The sequence below is a fragment of the Streptomyces sp. NPDC060232 genome (assembly GCF_042726555.1).
Classification (GTDB): domain Bacteria; phylum Actinomycetota; class Actinomycetes; order Streptomycetales; family Streptomycetaceae; genus Streptomyces.
In genome coordinates this window covers 258,926-277,128 of the sequence record NZ_JBHXAG010000006.1, presented here as the reverse complement: position 1 = coordinate 277,128, position 18,203 = coordinate 258,926, and the positions used below count along the sequence as shown (strand labels likewise).

Here is an 18,203-nt window from a genome sequence, read left to right as displayed (position 1 = left end):
GTGCGGTGCAACACCCGCATTCCCGGGGGTGTCACGGGACGGTAGTGCCCGGCGTGACGCCCTTGCCGGAGGACATCACCATCGGACAAACACTCTGGCGCTTTCCCGAAAGGCTGATATCTTCACGCGCTAGCGCCGCGCCAGGCGACGTTTGCCCGTCAGGAGCGGCGTCCGGTGCGTGCTCTCGGCGTGCCGGCCGAAATCGCTCGTACGGGACGTACGTGGCTTTCGGCCGGTGCGGCGAGAGTGCGTGACGGCGCGTCGTGCGGAGCTTGTCGGCCGACGGGTCCGGGAGCGGTGCTCCGTAGCGGGCGGCGATGGCTGCCGCCCGCGCGTGCAGGGAGTCGCGCAGCCACCGCGGGGCCGGGACCTCCGCGTCCGGGGCGAGCTGCCACAGAGCCCATTCGGCGTGCCTGCGGTCCTGAAATGCGACCTCCAGCCGCAGTCGGCCTTCCGCGTCGGCGTCCGCGTCCCCCTCCGCGTCGGCCGCTTCGGTGAGGACGGCCCACGCGCTGCCCGCCCCGTTCCTCCCGCTGCGCCGCGTCCACCCCTACCAGTACGGCGACTCGGCCGGCACCGGCCCGGCGTCCCGGCCCTGGCCACGCCGGACATGCTGTTCGAGGTCGAAGCCGTCGCCGCCCGGCCCTGACCCCCCGGAATCCCGAGGCCGGAGCATCCCGGGCCCGGACGGGCCGGGCCCGGGATGCTCCGGCCTCGGTCAGGCGGACGAAGTCGCGAGCACCGCCTCACGCGCTCCCCGCGGGGCCCGCTCGGGCTGCCCGGCCGGGGCCTGCGGCTGCGGCGCGGCCGAGTGGGTGTCCGTCAGGAGGGCGACGAGGGAGGTACGGGCCCGGGCCACACGGGAGCGGACCGTGCCGATCGGGCACCCGACGGCCTCGGCCGCCTCCGCGTAGGGCAGACCCAGCAACTGCGTGAGGACGAAGGCCTCCCGGCGTTCGGACGGGATCGCGGCCAGCAGCTCCGCCAGCGCGATGCCGTCCTCAAAGCCCGGTACGCCGTACGGCTGGGCCTGCTCGGCGGCCGTCTGCCAGTCGCAGCGGTCCGACAGCCGCGGCCGGGCGGCTGCGTGGCGGAGGCTGTCCACGACGGTCCGCCGGGCTATGGACAGCAGCCAGGTACGCGCGGAGGAACGGCCCTCGAACCGGTGGAGGCCGGCCAGCGCCCGCAGGAACACGTCCTGGGTGAGGTCGTCGGCCGCCTGGGTGTCGGCGCTCAGGTAGGCGACATAGCGCCAGACGTCGCGGTGGAGGGCGCGCACGAAGCGGTCGGTCTTCGCGCGGTCCCCGTCGCGGGCGGCGAGCGCCAGCCGGGTCACCGCCGCGTCGGAGGCCTCCGTGTGCCGGGCGGGACGCTCGCCGGCGGTACAGGACTGGGTGGTCAGGGCAGGAGTCATCGCCAAAGGTCCTTGTGTGCAAGGGGGAGTCCGGCTCCGCGCGGACGGCGGGGCCGGTGAGGGGCACGGCCTGCCCGGGGGCACGGCCGAGGGCCCGAGGCGCGGCCTCCACGTTTCACATGCGGGTGACGAGGTGCACGAGGTGCACGAGGTGCACGCGGTGCAGCAGTGGCATGCGAGGCGTGCGCGAGAGCAGTCGCGAACGTGGATGCGGCTCGGGTGACCAGCTGTCAGAGGACAGCGGTCGCCGTCGGCGGACCCCTTGAGGTGATGGCATGGACGAGGAACAGCCGGCGCGGTGCGCGAGGCCCGCGCCGCCGGCGCACCCGCAGGCGCGGCCGGTGCGCGACGGCGGCCGGACGCAGCAGCAGGCACAGCGGGACCCACAGCCGCGCGGCCACGGCACGCAGCACGCGGAAGAGGGCGCGCTCGCCGTGAGCGAGCCACAGCCCGCACAGCACGGCGGCCAGCAGGTGCACGATCAGCATCCCGGCCGGTGACATGAACGCCGGCGGCAGGACCGCGGATCCGTGACCGCCATCCGTCATGTGCATGGCCGTCGGGGCGGACGCGGCATCCGCCGCCCCGTGCACGGCGTGGTGCGCGTGCACGGCCGCCTCCGCGGCCGCGGACTCCGGCGCGGGCCCCGCCAGGGACTGGGCCAGGGAGAAAGCCGAGTGGAGCACGGCCTGTACGGCGACGGCGGCTCCCGTGACGCAGAGGATCCCGCGCTCACGGCCGGCGAGGGACCAGGCCGTCGCCGCGGCCGCGCCGAACCCGAGCGGCAGCGCCCACCAGGGCACCGCGGTGCCCGACATGAGCATGTGCCCGGTCGCCGCGAGCAGCACGCAGAGGGCTGCGAACATCACAGCCCTCAGGGCGCGTAAACAGCGGACGACCGGCTCCATGGCGGGGCTCATCCTCGCACCGGCCTCCCGAGCCGCACACCGGGGTACGCACTTCCGGACAAGTTTCCGCGGACCGGCCATGCCACAGCCGGACCGCCTGCCTCGTGTGGTGCAGGGCACAGCGGAACGCGGGAACCGCCCCGTCGCTCCACCCGACTGACTACCCGTTCGATCGAGGAGTTCAACGTCACCGGAAGGGGAGACTTCGTGGCGTCGGAGGGTACGGCGACGGCATCACCGAGGGAGGAGGACGGCGAGGCGGGCGGACGGCTGACGGCGCTCCTCACCTGCGCCATGGCGTTCTCGATGCTGCAACTGTTCCTGCTCGGAGCGCTCGGCCCGCGTCTCGTGGACGAACTGGGCATATCGGCGGCCCTGTTGGGACTGACCACCACGATCGGCTTCGGAACGGCCGCCGCCCTGTCCCCGGCGGGCGGCCGGATCGTGGACCGGATCGGCCCCCGGCGCTCCCTCGTCGCACTGCTGCTGCTCTCCGCGGCCGCGCTCGCCCTGATCGGCGCAGCCCCCGGCGCCGGCCTGCTGCTCGGCGCCGTCGCACTGGGCGGTGTACCGCAGGCGCTCGCCAACCCGGCCACCAACAAGGCCGTTCTACGCTCCGTCCCGCCCGCCCGGCGGGGCGCCGTCACCGGCCTGAAGCAGTCCGGCGTGCAGCTGGGCGCCTTCGTGGCCGGAGCGCCGCTGGCCGTGCTCGCCGGCGGGATCGGCTGGCGGGGCGCGGTGTGGACGGGCGCGGCAGCCGCCCTGCTCACCGGGCTGTGGGCGCTGCGGGTCCTGCCTCCGGACACCCCGCCGCCGCCCGTCGGCCCCCGTACCGAACTGGTCCCGCGCGGCATGGTGGCCTGGCTGGCCGCCTTCTCCCTGTTCCTCGGCGCGGGCATCGCCTCCGTGAACACCTACCTCGCCCTCTTCGGCGCGCAGCGCCTGGGCATGGGGCCGACGACCGCGGGCGCCCTGGTCGCCGTACTGGGAGTGGCCGGGATCGTCGGCCGGGTCGGCTGGTCCAAGGCCGCCCGCCCCGGACGCGCCGAATGGCTCCCGGGCGGGCTCGCGCTCGGCGCGCTGGGCGCCGCCGCCCTGCTGGGAGCCGCCCTGCTCCTGAGCCCGCTGGTGTGGGTCGGCGCGGTGGCCGTCGGCGTGTTCGCCGTCTCCGGCAACGCCGTCTCGATGGTGCTGGTCCTCCAGCGGGCCGCCCCCGGCCGGGCCGGACAGGACTCCGCGCTGGTCGCGGCCGGGTTCTTCGCCGGATTCGCCCTGGGCCCGCCGCTGTTCGGGCTGCTCGCCCAGAGCGGGCGGTACGGACCGGGCTGGCTCCTGGTGGCGGCGGAGTTCGCGGTCGCCGCAGCCGTCGCGTTCCTGTGGGCGCTGCGGGACCGGGCGCGCCGCGGGGCCACGGCGTGAGCGCGGAGACCGCCCGGGCCTTGGCGGCGGTCATGGAGCGGGTCGCGGTGACCGCGGCGGAGGTGGGCCGCCGCTTCCCGCTGTACGCCGACCCGGCCGACGGGCGGTGGACCACGACCGGCCGCGGTTCCTGGACCGGAGGCTTCTGGGTCGGGCTGCTCTGGCTGCGGGCGCGGTACACCGGTGCCGAGTCCGACACGCGGGCCGCCGCGGCGTGCACGGCCCGGCTCGCACCGTGGGCGGGAGCCGACACCGCCACCCGCGGCCTCATCTTCTGGTACGGGACGGCAGCGTCCGACGGCGACGCCGAAGCCGCCGCGCTCCGCGCCCGCGCTGCCCGGGCCTGCCTTGCGGCCTGCGACCAGGAGCTCGGGATCCTGCCGTGGGGCGACGCCCTGGGCGGACCGCGCCTGCTCGCCCGCGTGGACGCCGTACCCGGCACGGTGCCGCTCCTCGCGGGCGCCGGACCGGGCGGGGCGGATGCGGCGGCCGGGCACCTCCACCGGCACCTGGACCTCTGCCTCGGCCGGCCCGGGGGCGCGGACGACGGCGGATCCGCGTGGTTCCGGCCCGCCCTGCGCTTCGAGACGGCCATCGCCCGGTGGCGGCCGTGCGACGACCCGCCGCCGGGCTGGAGCCGGGGACGCGCCTGGCTGCTCCTGGCGGTCGCCGACGCCCTGCTGCGTCCGGCCGTCGCCGCGGGCGACCCCGCACGGCTCACCGAGGCGGCCGCCCTGCTGCTCACCCGCGGCGGAGTGCTGACCGGCCGGATGGTCCCGCCGGCCGACACCGCCCTCCCGTACGGCCCCCGCGACACCTCGGCCGCCGCGATCACAGCGGTCGCCCTGCTGAAACTGGCCCGGATTCCCGGCCCCAGCGCGCAGCGGTACGCGCTGCGGGGCGCGGAGATCCTCGACCACCTCATCCGGTCCCACCTCACCGGCGAGGGCGGCGGCCGCCCGGCCGGGATGCTGCTGGACGGCTGCTACGACGCGGCCGCACGGTCGGCGGTCCGCCACGAACTCGTCTGGGGCGACTTCTTCCTGGCCCTCGGCCTGGCCGCCCTCCACGGAGTCGTGGACATCACTCTTGTCTAGGGTCTGTATCGAGTTGCCCCGCGGCGTCGCGACGCCCGGCACGCACCCTCGGCGCACGAGCCGAATGCCCTAGTAGCTCCGCTACGAGGACATTCGTCCCGCACGCCGAGGGCACGCACCGAACGCCGCTCCTTGCTCCACGGGGCAACTCGATACAGACCCTAGTGCCGTGACCGCCCAGGCCGGCAAACCCCTCCGGCCGCAGCACTTGGCGGTGTCCTGGCCCTCAGTGCTCGCAGAGGGAGAACTCCCTCTCGTAGAGCTGCTCGTTGTGCTCGTCGACGAAGAACTTGCGTTCCTGCATGAGCTGTTCGCGGTACGCCCGGGCCTGCTCCAGTGTCATGGTCGAGGTCTCGGACCAGGGCTGCTGTGGCGGCACATCGGACGTCGAGACGATCCTCTGCGACGGGTCGACCAGGAAGAACGCCAGGATCTTGCGGTGTCCCGGGCGAGTGGGATCCGTGAGGCGGAACGAGTCGACGCGGTGTTGCAGGATGTTCGGGAAGGCCAGGCAGCGGCCCGCCGGGGTGGCGGTCGATCCCAGCATCTGGTTCAGCGCGTCCTCGTCCTCCAGGCCGTAGACCTCTCGCAGGCCGCTGTCGTCGTTCTGTTCGTAGTTCGGGTCGTCGAGCGCCGCCCGGAAGCCGAGCCGGCTCTCGGTGATGTTCTCGCTGTCCCAGTAGTAGAGGGCGGTGGAGACGATCCGCTCGTTCATCATCCCCTCCACGTGCCAGGAACCGCCGGCGTACTCGGGCTTGTCCGGGGTGAGGTGGATGGTGGCGAGCTTGACGATGACCTGGAGGCCTCGCCCGCGCAGACCGACCCGGGCGGATTCCCCGGGCAGTTCGGGCGGGGTGAAGACCGGGGCGTCCGGGACGACCGGCCGGCGGTTCTCCCACCACTCCTCATGGGCCTCTTCCCACGCACTGCGGGCTTCCTTGTACGCCGCGTCGTCACTGTAGGAGGACCTGTGCGGGTACTCCGGCTCCGAGTCGTACCACCCGTAGGGATCGGCCTCGATCCGCAGCGGCCGGGGATGGCGCAGATCCGTGAGCACGTTCTCCAGCAGCGGGAGCATACGCGCGAACACGTCGGGGAGGACCGACAGGAGTGCGGCGTGGGTCTCGGGGTGGACGTTGTTGACGTACGAACGGAAGGCCACGTCGCCGTCGTCACTGACGTCGACGTCCGTGGGCAGCCACTGGAATCTCTCCGAGAACTCGTACTTCGACCAGCGGTCCGTCGGGTTCCGCCAAGCTTCCTCGGGAGCCCCGCTGACCTCCCTCACCAGGCAGAACAGCGAAGGATGAACCAGGTCCAGCACCTGGCCGTCCGAGCCGGGATGCCAGTCCTTCTCCTCCTCCGGGACGTCCTCCAGCACCCGGACCGCCTCGCGCAGCCGGGACATGAGCGTGTCGTCGACCAGCGTGTCCGACTGCCACACCCCGTCGACGGCGGACACCTCGACGCCGGTCCGCGCGTCCCGCAGCGCGGCGTAGTACCGGAGTTCGTCCAGCACGTAGCCGACCTGCGCCTCGGTGAGGCCCTGGGCGACCGCCTCCCGCGTCCACCGGGCGGTGACGGCGGCGTCGTCCATCTTGTCGAACCACCGCGGCTTCGCCCGAATCAGCGCGCTGCACTGCATCATCTGGAGTTCCCGCAGTGTTCGGGGTGTCGCGAACGGTATGGAACGTGAAGCGTTGAAGGGCAGCGGGAAGGCAGACATGCCGGTCAATTCTCTCGGTCCTCCGAGTCGGTGTGCGGTGGCCGGAAGGATACTTCAGCGCACTGACACCGCCGCCCGAGCGGCCGTCTGCACGCTGCGGCCGTAGCCCCGCAGGACGCGGCGTGCCACCGAGGTGATGTGGAGTTCGTCCGGGCCGTCGAGGATGCGGGCCGCGCGCCCGGTGCGGAACAGGCCCGGCAGCGGGGTGTCCGGGCCGAGGCCGGCGGCGCCGTGGACCTGGATCGCGGAGTCCGCGACCTGCTGGAGCATGCGCGCGGCGGCGACCTTGGCCAGCCCCACCTCCGTACGCGCGTCCTGGCCGCCGGCGATGAGCGCTACCGCCTCCCGGACGAGGGGACGCGTGGTACGCAGGGCCAGCAGGGCGTCGAAGACGTGGGCCTGCACCAGCTGCTGGTCGGCGAGCGGCCCGCGCGACCCGCCGTGCGTCGCCGCCCGCTCGCACATCAGGTCGAAGGCCCGCTGCGCCTGGCCGAGCCAGCGCAGGCAGCGCAGCGTACGGCCGAGCTGGAGCCGCTCACCGGCGATGGCCAGGGCCTCGCCAGGCTCGCCGAGGAGGTGGCCGGCGGGCACCTGCACCCCGTCGAGGGCGATCTCGTACTGTCCCGCCGCTCCCAGCACCGGGAGTTCGCGCACCACGCGGAAGCCGGCCGAGCCGGTGGGTACGAGCAGCAGGGACAGCCCCTCGCGGTCCCCGTCCGCGCCGGAGGTGCGGGCCATGACGGTCACCAGGTCGGCGCCCGCCGCCCCCGAGGTGAACCACTTGCGGCCGGTGACCCGCCAGCCGCCGTCCGGGAGCCGCTCGGCGCGGGTGGCGGTCCGGAAGGGGTCGGTGCCGGGCACCCCCGGCTCGGTCATCGCGTAGCAGGTGCGGATCTCGCCGGCGACCAGCCGCTTCAGGTGCGCCTCGCGGACGCCGGGCCGACCGTACCGGGCCAGCATCCGCACATCCAGCAGCGGGGCGGATCCCAGCGCGGCAGGACCGTGGTCACTGGCCCCCTCGGCCTCGGCCAGCTCGGCGTACGCGGCCAAGGACAGCCCGCCACCGCCCAGTTCGGCGGGGAGCGGCAGGGCCCAGAGCCCCTCGGCCCGGGCCTCGGCGCGCAGCACGGCCAGCGCCTCGGCGGCCGCCGGCCCGCCTCCGTCCAGCACGGCCTCCCGGGGGAAGACCCGGCCGCGGACGAACCGGGCGACCCGTTCCCCGGGCGCGACCGCCTCCGGCTCATGTCGTGCGGCTCCGCCACCGTCCGTACGGGGAACCTCCACTGTTCGCCTCCTCTTTCCCGGGAACTTCCCGGACGCGTGCGATCCGCCGGACGTTTCGCCAGCCCCCGCGAACTCGCGGGAACTCGCACGAAGGGCCGACCGACTGTCTGTTCGTGGAACTGGTCGGGTGCGCAGGCTCCCGGGTTCCCGAATCCCGCAAGACCCGGGCTGCGGCCACCGCCGCGCCAGGAGAGGAGAGGCATGGCGTCACCGGCAACCACGCAGACGGTCCGGCCGCTCGACACACTGCGCTTCGACACCTCGGGCCCGCCGCAGATCACCAACGTCGTCACCGACCACCTGCGGCTGCTCGGCGCGCGGACGGACCGTCCGGTTCACGTGGACGCGCCCGCCGTCGGCACCACGCTCTGCGGCGGCGGCTTCGCACCGGCGCACGCGGCCGCCACCTGGGCGGATCCCGCGACCGGGCTCACCGACGAGGCCACGGTGCAGGCCGCCACCGGCATCATGGCCGTGCACGGGCGACGCGAGGGCATCCCGCGCGGACTGGCCGTCGACTACGCCGCCACGGCCACCGCCGTCCTCGCGGTCCAGGGACTGCTCGCGAACCTGGTGGGCCAGGCCCGAGGCGCGGCACCCGCCCAGGTCACCACCAGCGCGGACCGGGCCGGGCTGCTCGCCGTGTCCCAGTACCTCGCGGCCGCCGGCGCCGACGAGGGCGAAGCCGCCGAAATCGCTCCCGGCGGACCGCCGTTCACCACCGCCGACGGGATCGTCTTCGAACTGGAGACGCTCGACCCGGGAGCCTGGGCCGCCTTCTGGAAGGCGCTGGAGGCACCCGCGGACGCCCTCCGCACCGGCTGGCGCCCCTTCCAGTTCCGCTACGCCACCGCCTGCGCCCCCCTGCCGGCAGCCCTCCAGACCACGGCCCGGTCCCACGGCTGGGACCGGATCCGCCGGGCCGCGGCCGCCTCCGGTGCCGAAGTGTGCGCGCTGCGCTCCCTCATGGACCGGGCCGCGGAGCACGACGGCGCCGCCCCGTGGTCCCTCACGCCGTCGACCGCCGGAGCCACTTGGGCCGCCGGAGCCGCCGGAGCCGGGGGCGTCCGGGCCGCAGGCGCCGTCGGCGGGCTGGCACCGCTGTCGGCCGGACCCCGCCGGGAGTCCGCCGGACCCCTGGCCGGGCTGACCGTGCTGGAGGCCGGCCGCCGTATCCAGGCGCCGCTCGCCGCGCACCTGCTCGGGCTGCTCGGCGCCGACGTGATCCGCATCGAACCGCCGGGCGGCGACCCGCTGCGCGGCATGCCCCCCGCCTGCTCCGGGATCTCCGCCCGCTGGCTCGCCCTCAACCGCGGCAAGCGGGCCGTCGAGATCGACATCAAGGCGGAGGCGGACCGGGGGCGGCTGCGGGACATGGCCGCGGACGCCGACGTCTTCCTCCACAACTGGGCGCCGGGCAAGGCCGCCGCCCTCGGCCTCGACGCCGACGACCTCGCCAGGGTCAACCCCGCACTCGTCCACGCGTACACCAGCGGCTGGGCCGGCCGGCTCGACGACGCCCCGATGGGCACGGACTTCATGGTCCAGGCCCGTACGGGGGTCGGCGAGGCCGCCCGCCCCGACGGCGAGGCCCCCGCGCCCTCGCTGATGACCCTGCTCGACGTCCTGGGCGGAATGCTGGGAGCCGAGGCCGTCCTCGCCGGGCTGCTCCTGCGTGAACGCACGGGCTGCGGCGTACGGGTCGACTCCTCCCTGCTCGGCGCGGCCGACACGCTGACCGGCCCCGCCCTGCGCCGGGCGGCCCGCGGGCAGAACCCCCGGCGGCCCGCCGGCTTCCGGTACCCGCTGGCCACGGCCGACGGCTGGATCGCACCCGCCGACGCCGACGCCCGCGCCGCGGCCGGCCACGACCTGCGCGGCCTGCCCACGGCCGAGGCCTTGTCCCGGCTGCGCGAGCACGGCCTGACCGCGACCGCCGTCACCACCGAACTGTCCGACCTGCACCACGACCCGCGATGCGCCGGCTCGATCAGCCGCGACGCGCACGGCGCCCCCGCAGTCCCCGACCCCTGGAGCTTCGTATGACCGCCGACAGGCTCGTACTGCGCGACCTGCTGCCCGCCGAACTCCGCCGCGCCTGGGTGGTCGACGGCACCTGCCCCGACCTCGACCTCTACAGCCTCTTCCGCGCACGGCAGATCGCCGACCTGCACCGCACCGCCGTCGTCGACGCCAAGGGCGAGCTCTGCTACACCGCACTCGACCGCAAGGTCCGCTGTCTGGCCACGGGCCTGCGGGACCTCGGGATCGGCCCGGGCGACGTGGTCGGCGTACAACTGCCCGACGGTCGGAACGCCGTCATGGCCGACCTGGCGCTGGCCGCCCTCGGAGCGGTGGCGCTGCCGTTCCCCGTGGGCCGCGGCGTGCTGGAGGCCGAGTACCTGCTGCGCCGCGCCGAGGCGGTCGCCGTCATAGCAGCGGCCGAGCACCGGGCGTTCCGGCACGCGGCCGATCTGCGCGCACTCGCCGGGGCGCTCCCGCACCTGCGGCACGTCATCGCCGCGGGGCGGCCGGGCACCCTCCCTGAGGGAACGATTCCGCTGACGGAGCTGCTGCGCAGCGACCCCGGCGGCTTCGCCCCCGCCCGTCCGGACCCCGACAGCGCCGCCCGCATCCTCGTCTCGTCAGGCTCCGAGGCGGAGCCCAAGATGATCGCCTACTCGCACAACGCGCTGGCCGGCGGCCGCGGAAACTTCCTGGCCTCCCTCATCCCCGACGGCACCCCGCCGCGCTGTCTCTTCCTCGTCCCGCTGGCCTCCGCCTTCGGCTCCAACGGCACCGCGGTCACCCTGGCCCGGCACGGCGGCACCCTGGTGCTGCTCGACCACTTCACCGCGGACGCCGCGCTGGCCGCGGTGCGCGAACACCGGCCGACGCACGTCCTCGGCGTGCCCACGATGGTCCGCATGATGCTCGAACGCCTCGACAGAACGGGCGGGGAGCTGCCGTCGCCCACCGCGCTGGTCCTCGGCGGCGCGCCGCTCGACGAGACCACGGCGGCCGCCGCCGCGCAGGCATTCGGCTGCCCCGTCGTCAACCTCTACGGCTCCGCCGACGGCGTCAACTGCCATACGGGACTGGGCAGTACGGTGCCGCCCACCGACGAATCCGGCGTCGTCGCAGGCCACCCCGACCCCCGGGTCGCCGAGATCCGCATCGCCGACCCCGACACCCACGAGCCGCTTCCCGACGGCGCCCTCGGCGAGATCGTCTCGCGCGGCCCGATGACCCCGCTGTGCTACGTCGGCGCGCCCGAGCTGGACGCGCGCTACCGCACCCCCGACGGCTGGGTCCGCACCGGCGACCTCGGCTACCTCGACGCCGAGAGCGTCCTGCACGTCGTCGGCCGCCTCAAGGACATCGTCATCCGCGGCGGAGCCAACATCAGCCCCGCCGAGGTGGAACGCGAACTCACCGCACACCCCCAGGTCCGGGACGTGGCCTGCGTCGGCGTCCCGGACCCGCTGATGGGGGAGCGGCTCGCGGCCTGCGTCGTGGCCCGCGGGGCCCACGCCCCCACCCTCGCGTCCCTCCGCGAACACCTCGCAGGGCGCGGCCTGGAGCGGCGCAAGCACCCCGAACGGCTCCTCGTCGTCCCCGAACTCCCTCTGACCGCGGCCGGCAAACCCGACCGAGCGGCCCTGCGCCGGCGCCTGACCGAGAGCAGCGCCCTCGTCTAGGTCTCGCCTGGCCCGTGTCGCCCGGCACCGCACCTCGCCGCGTTGTCGGAGCACCCGAGTACGCCCCGTACACGGGCGCCCCTCCGCCGTGCGAGGCACGGCACCGGACGACACGGGCCGTACCGGCGCCACCCGCGGCAGCAGGACCGCTACGACCACCCGCTGTGCGAGCAGGCGTTCCTCGACGAACTCGGCGTGCACGGGCACCGCTTCGAGCACCGTGTCGGCGGGTAGCCGTGGCCGCGGACGTGGTCGAGCACCAGGCGGCCGCCGGACCGGAGGGGGCTGCCTGCGGACGTCCCGCCCCGCCCGCCCCGCCCGCTCCGTCCCGGCCCGGGGTCAGGAGGAGCCCATGGCCTTCTTCAGCTCCGCCGCGGCGTTGCGGTAGACCGGCAGCAGATCGAGGTCGTCCCCCGGGTAGTTGACGATCCTCACCTGCTTGGCGCCGGAGTCCGGCAGCACCGCGCCGGTCGACATGTGCGCGTTGTCCAGCACCAGCGACGGCTTCTTCGCGGCGAGTTCGGCGAGCTGCGCCGGGGTCACGGCCTCCGGCCCGTACGTGCCCACCGTGGTCGCGCCCGCGAGCTTCGCCGACCACGCGGTGAAGACCTGGGTCACCACGGACGGGCTGCGGCCGCCGGGCCAGCCGGCCTGGAGCTCCTTGTTCAGCTTCGCGTACTCGGCGTCGAAGCCGGTCTTCCACTGCGCGGCGTCGTCCGCCGTGCCGAACAGCCCCGCCAGCCGGCCGACTTCGGCGGACACCTTGTCGGGATCGTTGTCGAGCTCCACCTCGACGAGCTTCGCCTCGGACCCCGCCGCCTCCTTGATCTTCGCGGCGTACGGCTCGAACGGCGCGTACAGCACGAAGTCGGCCTTGGACACGGCGGCGAGGTCCGAGGGCTTGGGGTCGTAGTCGGGAGCGTGGTGGACGGACTGCGGCACGATGACCTTGATGTCCTGCGCGCCCGCCGCCTTCGCGAGGGCGCCCTCCCAGGTGGTCGTGACGACCACGGACGGCTTGCCGGTGCGCGGCAGCTCCGGTTTCCCGCCGGACGCGGACGAGGCGTCGTTCCCGCAGCCGGCGGTCAGGAAGAGGGCCGCGCTCAGTGTGAGGACGGCAGGGATACGGACGCGGGTGCGCGCCATGAGCTGATTCTCCGTTCGGGTATGGAATGCACCGCGAGGACCAGCGCCCCCGCGGTCAGGACGAGGACCGGGCCGGGCGGCCAGTCCAGCCACAGGGCCAGCAGGAACCCCGTCAGGTTCACCGCGACGCCGATGCCGACCGCCCACAGGGTGATCGACGCCAGCGAGCTGCCCAGGCGGCGCGCGGCGAGTGCGGGCAGCAGCGTCAGCGCGTCGACGAGCAGCGCCCCGGTGAGTTTGATCGCCCCTGCGACCGCGACGGCCACCAGGACCAGGAGCGCGGCCGTCAGCGCCCGCACCGGGACGCCGGAGCACTGGGCGAGCTCGCGGTCGTACAGCAGCAGGCCGATCTCGCGCCGCCGCCACCAGAACAGGCCGGGCACGGCGACGGCGAGGACGCCGAGGACCACGAGGTCGGGGGTGCCGACGGACAGGATCGACCCCCACAGCAGGGCGAAGGCGCCGGAGGCGTTGACCCCCGACACGGCCAGCAGCAGCAGCGCCGCCGCGATGGCCAGGCTCATCAACAGCCCCATCGCCCCCGAGAGGCCGTCCGGGGTGCGGGCGAGCGGGGCCACGCCCGCGCCGGCCAGCGCGCAGGCCACGAGCGCGCACAGCATGGGATCGAGCCCGGTGAGCAGGCCCACGGCGATGCCCAGCAGGGCCACGTGCATCATCGCGAACCGGACCGGCATGATGTCGAGCCCGACGATGACGACGCCGACGACCGGCAGTCCGACGGCGGCCAGCAGCAGTGCCGCTCCCGCCCGTTGAACGGGCAGCAGCTGCAGGAGTTCACCGAGGTCGGCGGTGGCCAGGACGGTCACCGGACCTCCCGCAGCCGGCCCGCGGCCATCTCCAGTACGCGGTCGCAGCGATCCGCCAGGGCCCGGTCGTGCGTCACCACGATCAGCGTCACCGGCAGTGCGGTGAGCACGTCCGCGGCCTCCGCCTGCCCGTCGAAGTCGAGGGCGGCCGTCGGCTCGTCCGCCAGGAGCAGCTCGGCGCCCGCCGCCACGCACCCGATCGCCCGGGCCAGGTACATGCGCTGCAGCTGGCCGCCGGAGAGGGTGTGCAGGGGCCTCCCGGTGAGCGCGCCCACCCCGAGCCGGTCCGCGGCCTCGGCCGCTTCCGCCGGGGCGTTGCTGCCGGCCAGGAGTTCGGTGCCGAGCAGAGGGAAGCGTCCGGCGGCCGGCTTCTGCGGGATCCAGGCACAGGCCCGGCGCCGCCACGCCCACTCGGCGGGGGAGCGGCCCTCCCGGCCGCCGACCAGGATCGAGCCCGCCATCTGGCGGTGCAGGCCGAGGACGGCGCGCAGGAGGGTCGATTTGCCCGAGCCGTTGGTTCCGGTCAGCGCCACGCGCTCACCGGCGGCGATCTCCAGGTCCACGTCGGCGACGGCCTCCACCCGGCCGTGCCGGCAGACGACCCCCCGCATGCGCACGTCCAACCCGCCCATCACACGCCCCTCGACCGTCTTCGACTGCGCGGGACGGCGGAGCTCCGCCTCCCACGTGCCAGTAGTCGGACGCGGGGCGTCCGGGGTTCCCGCCGGCCCAGAACCGCTTGCGCCGGGCGGCGGGAGGCAGGCCCTTTCGGGCCTGCCTCCCGCGTGCCGGTTCGATCACGACATGCCCTTTCGGTAGGTTTCCCCAGGGTTTCTTGAGTTTCCTCCCGGTTTCTGGCGGAAGGTGGACGCGATGGGCAGCCCTCAGCAGGCGGCGCACGTACGCAGGAACGTGTGGACCCTGCCGGCCGACGACCTGACCCTCGCCCACTACGCGGCGGCCGTCGCCGAGATGAAGACACGGGACCCCGACGACCCCACCGGCTGGACCTACCAGGCGGCCGTCCACGGGACGAACACGACGCCTGCCAGGCCCCTGTGGAACGGCTGCCGGCACGGCTCGTGGTACTTCCTCGCCTGGCACCGCATGTACCTCTGGTACTTCGAGCGGATCGTCCGCGCCACGGTCGTGCGACGGGGCGGCCCCGCCGACTGGGCGCTGCCGTTCTGGGACTACGACGCCGACCGGGAGCAGGCCCGCATCCCCCCGGCCTTCCGCGACGGGGAGGGCGGCGCCAACCCGCTGTTCGCCGAGCGGGCGAACGGGATCAACCAGGGCGAGCCCCTGCCTTTCGAGATCACCTCTCCGGCCTACGCGATGGGGCGCACGCAGTTCGTCGGCGAAGCCGAGTTCGGCGGGGGCATCACGCCGAACGGCAGCAGCTTCTGGAACCGCAAGGGCGCCCTTGAGGACACCCCGCACAACGCCGTGCACAGCCACATCGGCCGCTGGATGGGCAGGACCGGCACGGCCGCGCTGGATCCCGTCTTCTGGCTCCACCACGCCAACATCGACCGCCTCTGGTTCCTCTGGTCCAGCCGCGCGGGGCACAGCGACCCGGACGATCCGCGCTGGATCACCCAGGAGTACAAGTTCTTCGACGCGGACGGCAGCCAGCAGAGCCTGGCGGCCTCCGACGTCCTCGACATCGCCGGCCGGCTGGGCTACACGTACGAGCAGCCTGTGCCGATCTCCCCTCCGGTCCCGCTGCCGCCGTCCGTGACGAGCTTCCCCGTGCCCGAGATGCCGAGCGGTCCCAGCGCCTCGGGGCCGACCCCGCCCAAGCGGCGCGAGATGGCCGGCTCGTCGGAGCAGCCCCTTCTGCTCGTCGGCCGCGCCGCCAGCATCGCCGTACCGATCGACCGGCGGACCACCGCACCGCTCGGCGCGGCACTCGGCGTGGCCGCCCCCGGCAACGACCGACGCGTGTACCTCAACGTCGAGGACATCGAGGGCGACACCAACCCCGACAAGGTCTACGGCATCTACGTCAACCTGCCGGAAGGCGCCTCCCGCGAACAGGCGGAGGGCCACCGCGTCGGCAACCTGTCGTTCTTCGGCATCGAGCGCGCCCAGGACCCCCGGGGCGACGAGCACCCCCACGGCCTGCGGGTGAGCGTCGAGATCACCCCGCTCGTGCGCAGGCTCCAGGCGGACGACGCCTGGGACGAAGCCCGCTTGCAGGTGACGTTCCGTCCGCTCGGTCCGCGGGCCGCGGCGGCGGACGCGGAGGGGGCGCAGGACGAGGAGGGCGAGGACCCGCCGGTGGAGATCGGGCGCGTCAGCCTCAGCTACACCTGATGGCGCCGCTGGGTGCGGCGCGGGCGCGGCCCCCGCGGACGGCGCCCGCACCGCGCCGGCCGCGCCCGCGCCTCTGCCTGCTCTTCGAACTGGCGGCCGTCGCCGCCTGGATCGCCGTGATCGCGCTGACCGTGACGGCGGCGGTCCACGGTGGCCGTCCGGCGGCTCCCGCCTCGGTGGGCGAGGCGCCGCACCACCACGTGACCCCCTCGCATGCGGCCCATGCGGCCCATGCCGTGCCCGGCCCGGGAGCCTTCGGGGGCCTCGCCATGTGGGCGCTGATGTGCGTCGCGATGATGCTGCCCGCAGCGCTCCCGGCGCTGGCCCACGTGGGTGAGAACAGCCTGCGGCGGCGCCGGCAGCGCGCGATGGCCGGCTTCGCCGCCGTCTACCTGGCGGTGTGGACCGGCTACGGCGCGCTGCTCCTCGCGCTCGCCCCGCTGTGGTCGCGGCTGCCCGGCGACGCCCCCCTGGCCGGCGCGCTCGCCCTCGCGTCCGGCTGGCAGCTGACGGCCCGCAAGCGGCGCGCCCTGCGCGACTGCCACCGTTCCTCCCCGCTGCCGCTCAGCGGCCTGCGCGCCCTGGCGGGCACCGGCCGCTTCGGGCTGCGCCACGGCGGCGCCTGTCTGCGGTCGTGCTGGGCCCTGATGCTGGTGATGGCCGTGGCCGGCGGGGGTCCGGGCATGCTCGGCTGGATGGCGGCACTCACCGGGATCGTCGTCGCGGAGCGGTTCGCCCGTACCCCGACGCGCGCCGCGGACCTCGCCGCCGCGGCCCTCGCGGCAGCCGCCCTGGCGGTCGTCCTCACTCCGGCTCTGGCTTGAGGGGCCTCAGGCGGGCAGGTCCTGGAGGTTCAGCTGCCAGGACACGCCGAAGCGGTCGTTCACCCAGCCGAACCGGGCGCTGAAGCCGTACGAGCCCACGGGCATCAGCTCCTGGCCCCGGTCGGCGAGGGCCGCGTAGAGCCCGTCGAGCTCGGCCGCGGACCCGCACTCCACGAAGAGCGAGACCGCCGGGGTGAAGCCGAACCCGTGCTTGACGTAACTGTCGATGCACATGAACTGCTGTCCGGCGAGCGAGAACGTCGCGCGCAGCACCGTGCCCTCCTCGCCTGGGCCCTCGGCGCCGTAGCGGGTGATGTCGATGACCTCGGAGCCGTCGAACAGGGAGGTGTAGAAGGCCATCGCCTCCTCCGCCCTGCCCTCGAACATCAGGAACGTGGTGATCTTCTGGGGTGCCGAGGCCATCGAGCCTGTCCTCCGGGTGACGGGGCGGGTACGGGTTGCGAAGGCGGCTACTGCCGTGACCGCAAAGGTGCACCGGGCCACGGCACTAGGGTCTGTATCGAGTTGCCCCGCGGCGTCGCGACGCCCGGCACGTGCCCTCGGCGCACGAGCCACATGCCCTAGTAGCTCCGCTACGAGGACATTCGTCCCGCACGCCGAGGGCACGCACCGAACGCCGCTCCTTGCTCCACGGGGCAACTCGATACAGACCCTAGAGCGGGTGTCCGCCGGCGTCCGTGTGGTCCCTCTGGGTGGAGAACTTGTTCAGGAACACGTCGTACCGGCCGTCGGGGCGGCGGGTGAGGGTCGCCCCGTCCTGCCAGACGCCGTTCTCGGCCCACCACTGGCTGCCGTACGGGTCGCCCTGGTTCTGGTGGATGTTGTGCACGCCCAGGCCGGTGTCGAAGGGCTCCCCGAAGACCAGCACCGGACGGCCGACGACGAGCATCGGCTCGAAGGCGAGCGCGGCGTCGAGATTGCTCCCCGAGGTCCAGGGCCGGGAGGTCTTCACCAGCCGGTCGAGCAACTCCCGCACCCGGTCGGGCAGCCACGGGGGCCAGGCCCGGCGGCGCCGCAGCGCCGGATGCCGGATGTAGTCGAGAGCGCCGGACTCGGCGGTACGGGCCAGTTCGTGGTAGCCGGGCGCGAGTGCGGCCACGGGGCCGAGGGCCGAGGCGTCCACTGTGAACACCTTCCACTGCACCCCGGTCGCCGAGTCGTGACTGTCCACGTCGACGGCGCACTTGTGGCGTCCGTCCGGCGCGTCGACCCGGAGATTGACGTGGAACCACGCCCCCTCCATGTCGGGGGTGTCCCGGAAGTGCTGGTGCAGGGTCCCGGAGAGGACTCCGTAGTGCGCGAAGGGCATGGTCCCCAGTCAAGCACCGGCCGGCACGACGGGCGCAGCGACGCGCGACGCGGCAGGTGCCGGTCAGGAGGGTGGTCGTGGTCGGCGGACGAGAGGGGCCCGGAGCCGGGCCGCGCCGGCCCGCCCGGTCGATCACGCGCGGTCGGGAACAACTCCGTCCGCAACCAGCTCACCGGCACGGTCGTCGACGCCGGCGCGCCGAACC

16 protein-coding genes are annotated in these 18,203 nt (G+C 74.4%); 6 read left to right on the top strand and 10 right to left on the bottom strand.

Annotation, left to right across the window (positions count from 1 at the left end):
* Window positions 1-31 precede the first annotated feature (31 nt).
* The 3 genes from ACFWFZ_RS12435 to ACFWFZ_RS12425 all read right to left on the bottom strand — a co-directional run bounded on the left by ACFWFZ_RS12435 (window position 32) and on the right by ACFWFZ_RS12425 (window position 2,322).
* Window positions 32-439 (bottom strand): hypothetical protein, encoded by a 408-nt coding sequence (locus tag ACFWFZ_RS12435; RefSeq protein WP_387120681.1) that lies wholly within the window; start codon window positions 437-439, stop codon window positions 32-34.
* Between the two features lie 279 nt (window positions 440-718).
* Complete coding sequence (locus ACFWFZ_RS12430) at window positions 719-1,414, bottom strand: sigma-70 family RNA polymerase sigma factor (RefSeq protein ID WP_387120593.1); 696 nt, start codon at window positions 1,412-1,414, stop codon at window positions 719-721.
* A 230-nt stretch (window positions 1,415-1,644) separates the two neighbouring features.
* The gene (locus ACFWFZ_RS12425; protein WP_387120590.1) at window positions 1,645-2,322 is read right to left on the bottom strand and encodes a hypothetical protein; all 678 of its coding nucleotides are present in this window, start codon (window positions 2,320-2,322) and stop codon (window positions 1,645-1,647) included.
* A gap of 207 nt (window positions 2,323-2,529) precedes the next feature.
* Between ACFWFZ_RS12425 and ACFWFZ_RS12420 the strand changes: the two genes are divergently transcribed.
* Entirely contained in the window at window positions 2,530-3,741 is a 1,212-nt protein-coding gene (locus tag ACFWFZ_RS12420) for an MFS transporter (protein ID WP_387120587.1), read from the top strand.
* On the top strand, window positions 3,738-4,838 hold the full coding sequence (locus ACFWFZ_RS12415) for a sugar ABC transporter permease (RefSeq protein ID WP_387120584.1): 1,101 nt from the start codon (window positions 3,738-3,740) through the stop codon (window positions 4,836-4,838). The genes ACFWFZ_RS12420 and ACFWFZ_RS12415 overlap by 4 nt, the downstream gene beginning before the upstream one ends.
* A 226-nt stretch (window positions 4,839-5,064) precedes the next feature.
* Here the strand turns inward: ACFWFZ_RS12415 and ACFWFZ_RS12410 are convergent, their stop codons facing one another.
* On the bottom strand, window positions 5,065-6,564 hold the full coding sequence (locus tag ACFWFZ_RS12410) for a DUF4246 domain-containing protein (RefSeq protein WP_387120581.1): 1,500 nt from the start codon (window positions 6,562-6,564) through the stop codon (window positions 5,065-5,067).
* Between the two features lie 54 nt (window positions 6,565-6,618).
* Entirely contained in the window at window positions 6,619-7,848 is a 1,230-nt protein-coding gene (locus tag ACFWFZ_RS12405) for an acyl-CoA dehydrogenase family protein (protein WP_387120578.1), read from the bottom strand.
* Between the two features lie 201 nt (window positions 7,849-8,049).
* Here ACFWFZ_RS12405 and ACFWFZ_RS12400 point away from each other — a divergent pair, with 201 nt between their 5' ends.
* A complete protein-coding gene (locus ACFWFZ_RS12400; protein ID WP_387120575.1) occupies window positions 8,050-9,894 on the top strand; it encodes a CoA transferase in 1,845 nt (614 codons plus the stop codon).
* Window positions 9,891-11,549 carry a class I adenylate-forming enzyme family protein gene (locus ACFWFZ_RS12395; protein ID WP_387120572.1) on the top strand — a complete coding sequence of 553 codons (1,659 nt, stop codon included), beginning with the start codon at window positions 9,891-9,893 and terminating at the stop codon, window positions 11,547-11,549. The genes ACFWFZ_RS12400 and ACFWFZ_RS12395 overlap by 4 nt, the downstream gene beginning before the upstream one ends.
* A 339-nt stretch (window positions 11,550-11,888) precedes the next feature.
* Here ACFWFZ_RS12395 and ACFWFZ_RS12390 read toward each other — a convergent pair whose 3' ends face one another.
* Genes ACFWFZ_RS12390 through ACFWFZ_RS12380 form a run of 3 tightly spaced genes read right to left on the bottom strand, consistent with a single transcriptional unit; the run spans window position 11,889 to window position 14,154 of the window.
* Window positions 11,889-12,695 carry an ABC transporter substrate-binding protein gene (locus ACFWFZ_RS12390; RefSeq protein ID WP_387120569.1) on the bottom strand — a complete coding sequence of 269 codons (807 nt, stop codon included), beginning with the start codon at window positions 12,693-12,695 and terminating at the stop codon, window positions 11,889-11,891.
* Window positions 12,653-13,522 (bottom strand): metal ABC transporter permease, encoded by an 870-nt coding sequence (locus tag ACFWFZ_RS12385; RefSeq protein WP_387120566.1) that lies wholly within the window; start codon window positions 13,520-13,522, stop codon window positions 12,653-12,655. The genes ACFWFZ_RS12390 and ACFWFZ_RS12385 overlap by 43 nt, the downstream gene beginning before the upstream one ends.
* Window positions 13,519-14,154 (bottom strand): ATP-binding cassette domain-containing protein, encoded by a 636-nt coding sequence (locus ACFWFZ_RS12380; protein ID WP_387120562.1) that lies wholly within the window; start codon window positions 14,152-14,154, stop codon window positions 13,519-13,521. Before ACFWFZ_RS12380 ends, ACFWFZ_RS12385 begins: the two co-directional genes overlap by 4 nt.
* A gap of 241 nt (window positions 14,155-14,395) precedes the next feature.
* On the opposite strand from ACFWFZ_RS12380, the gene ACFWFZ_RS12375 reads away from it, so the two are divergent.
* A complete protein-coding gene (locus ACFWFZ_RS12375) occupies window positions 14,396-15,844 on the top strand; it encodes a tyrosinase family protein (RefSeq protein ID WP_387120560.1) in 1,449 nt (482 codons plus the stop codon).
* On the top strand, window positions 15,844-16,668 hold the full coding sequence (locus ACFWFZ_RS12370; RefSeq protein WP_387120557.1) for a DUF2182 domain-containing protein: 825 nt from the start codon (window positions 15,844-15,846) through the stop codon (window positions 16,666-16,668). Before ACFWFZ_RS12375 ends, ACFWFZ_RS12370 begins: the two co-directional genes overlap by 1 nt.
* A 6-nt stretch (window positions 16,669-16,674) precedes the next feature.
* On the opposite strand, the gene ACFWFZ_RS12365 is transcribed toward ACFWFZ_RS12370, so the two are convergent.
* Window positions 16,675-17,091, bottom strand: a complete 417-nt coding sequence (locus ACFWFZ_RS12365; protein WP_387120554.1) for a VOC family protein — start codon at window positions 17,089-17,091, stop codon at window positions 16,675-16,677.
* A gap of 250 nt (window positions 17,092-17,341) precedes the next feature.
* Window positions 17,342-17,998, bottom strand: coding sequence for a DUF2278 family protein (locus tag ACFWFZ_RS12360; protein ID WP_387120551.1), 657 nt, complete (start codon window positions 17,996-17,998; stop codon window positions 17,342-17,344).
* Window positions 17,999-18,203 lie beyond the last annotated feature (205 nt).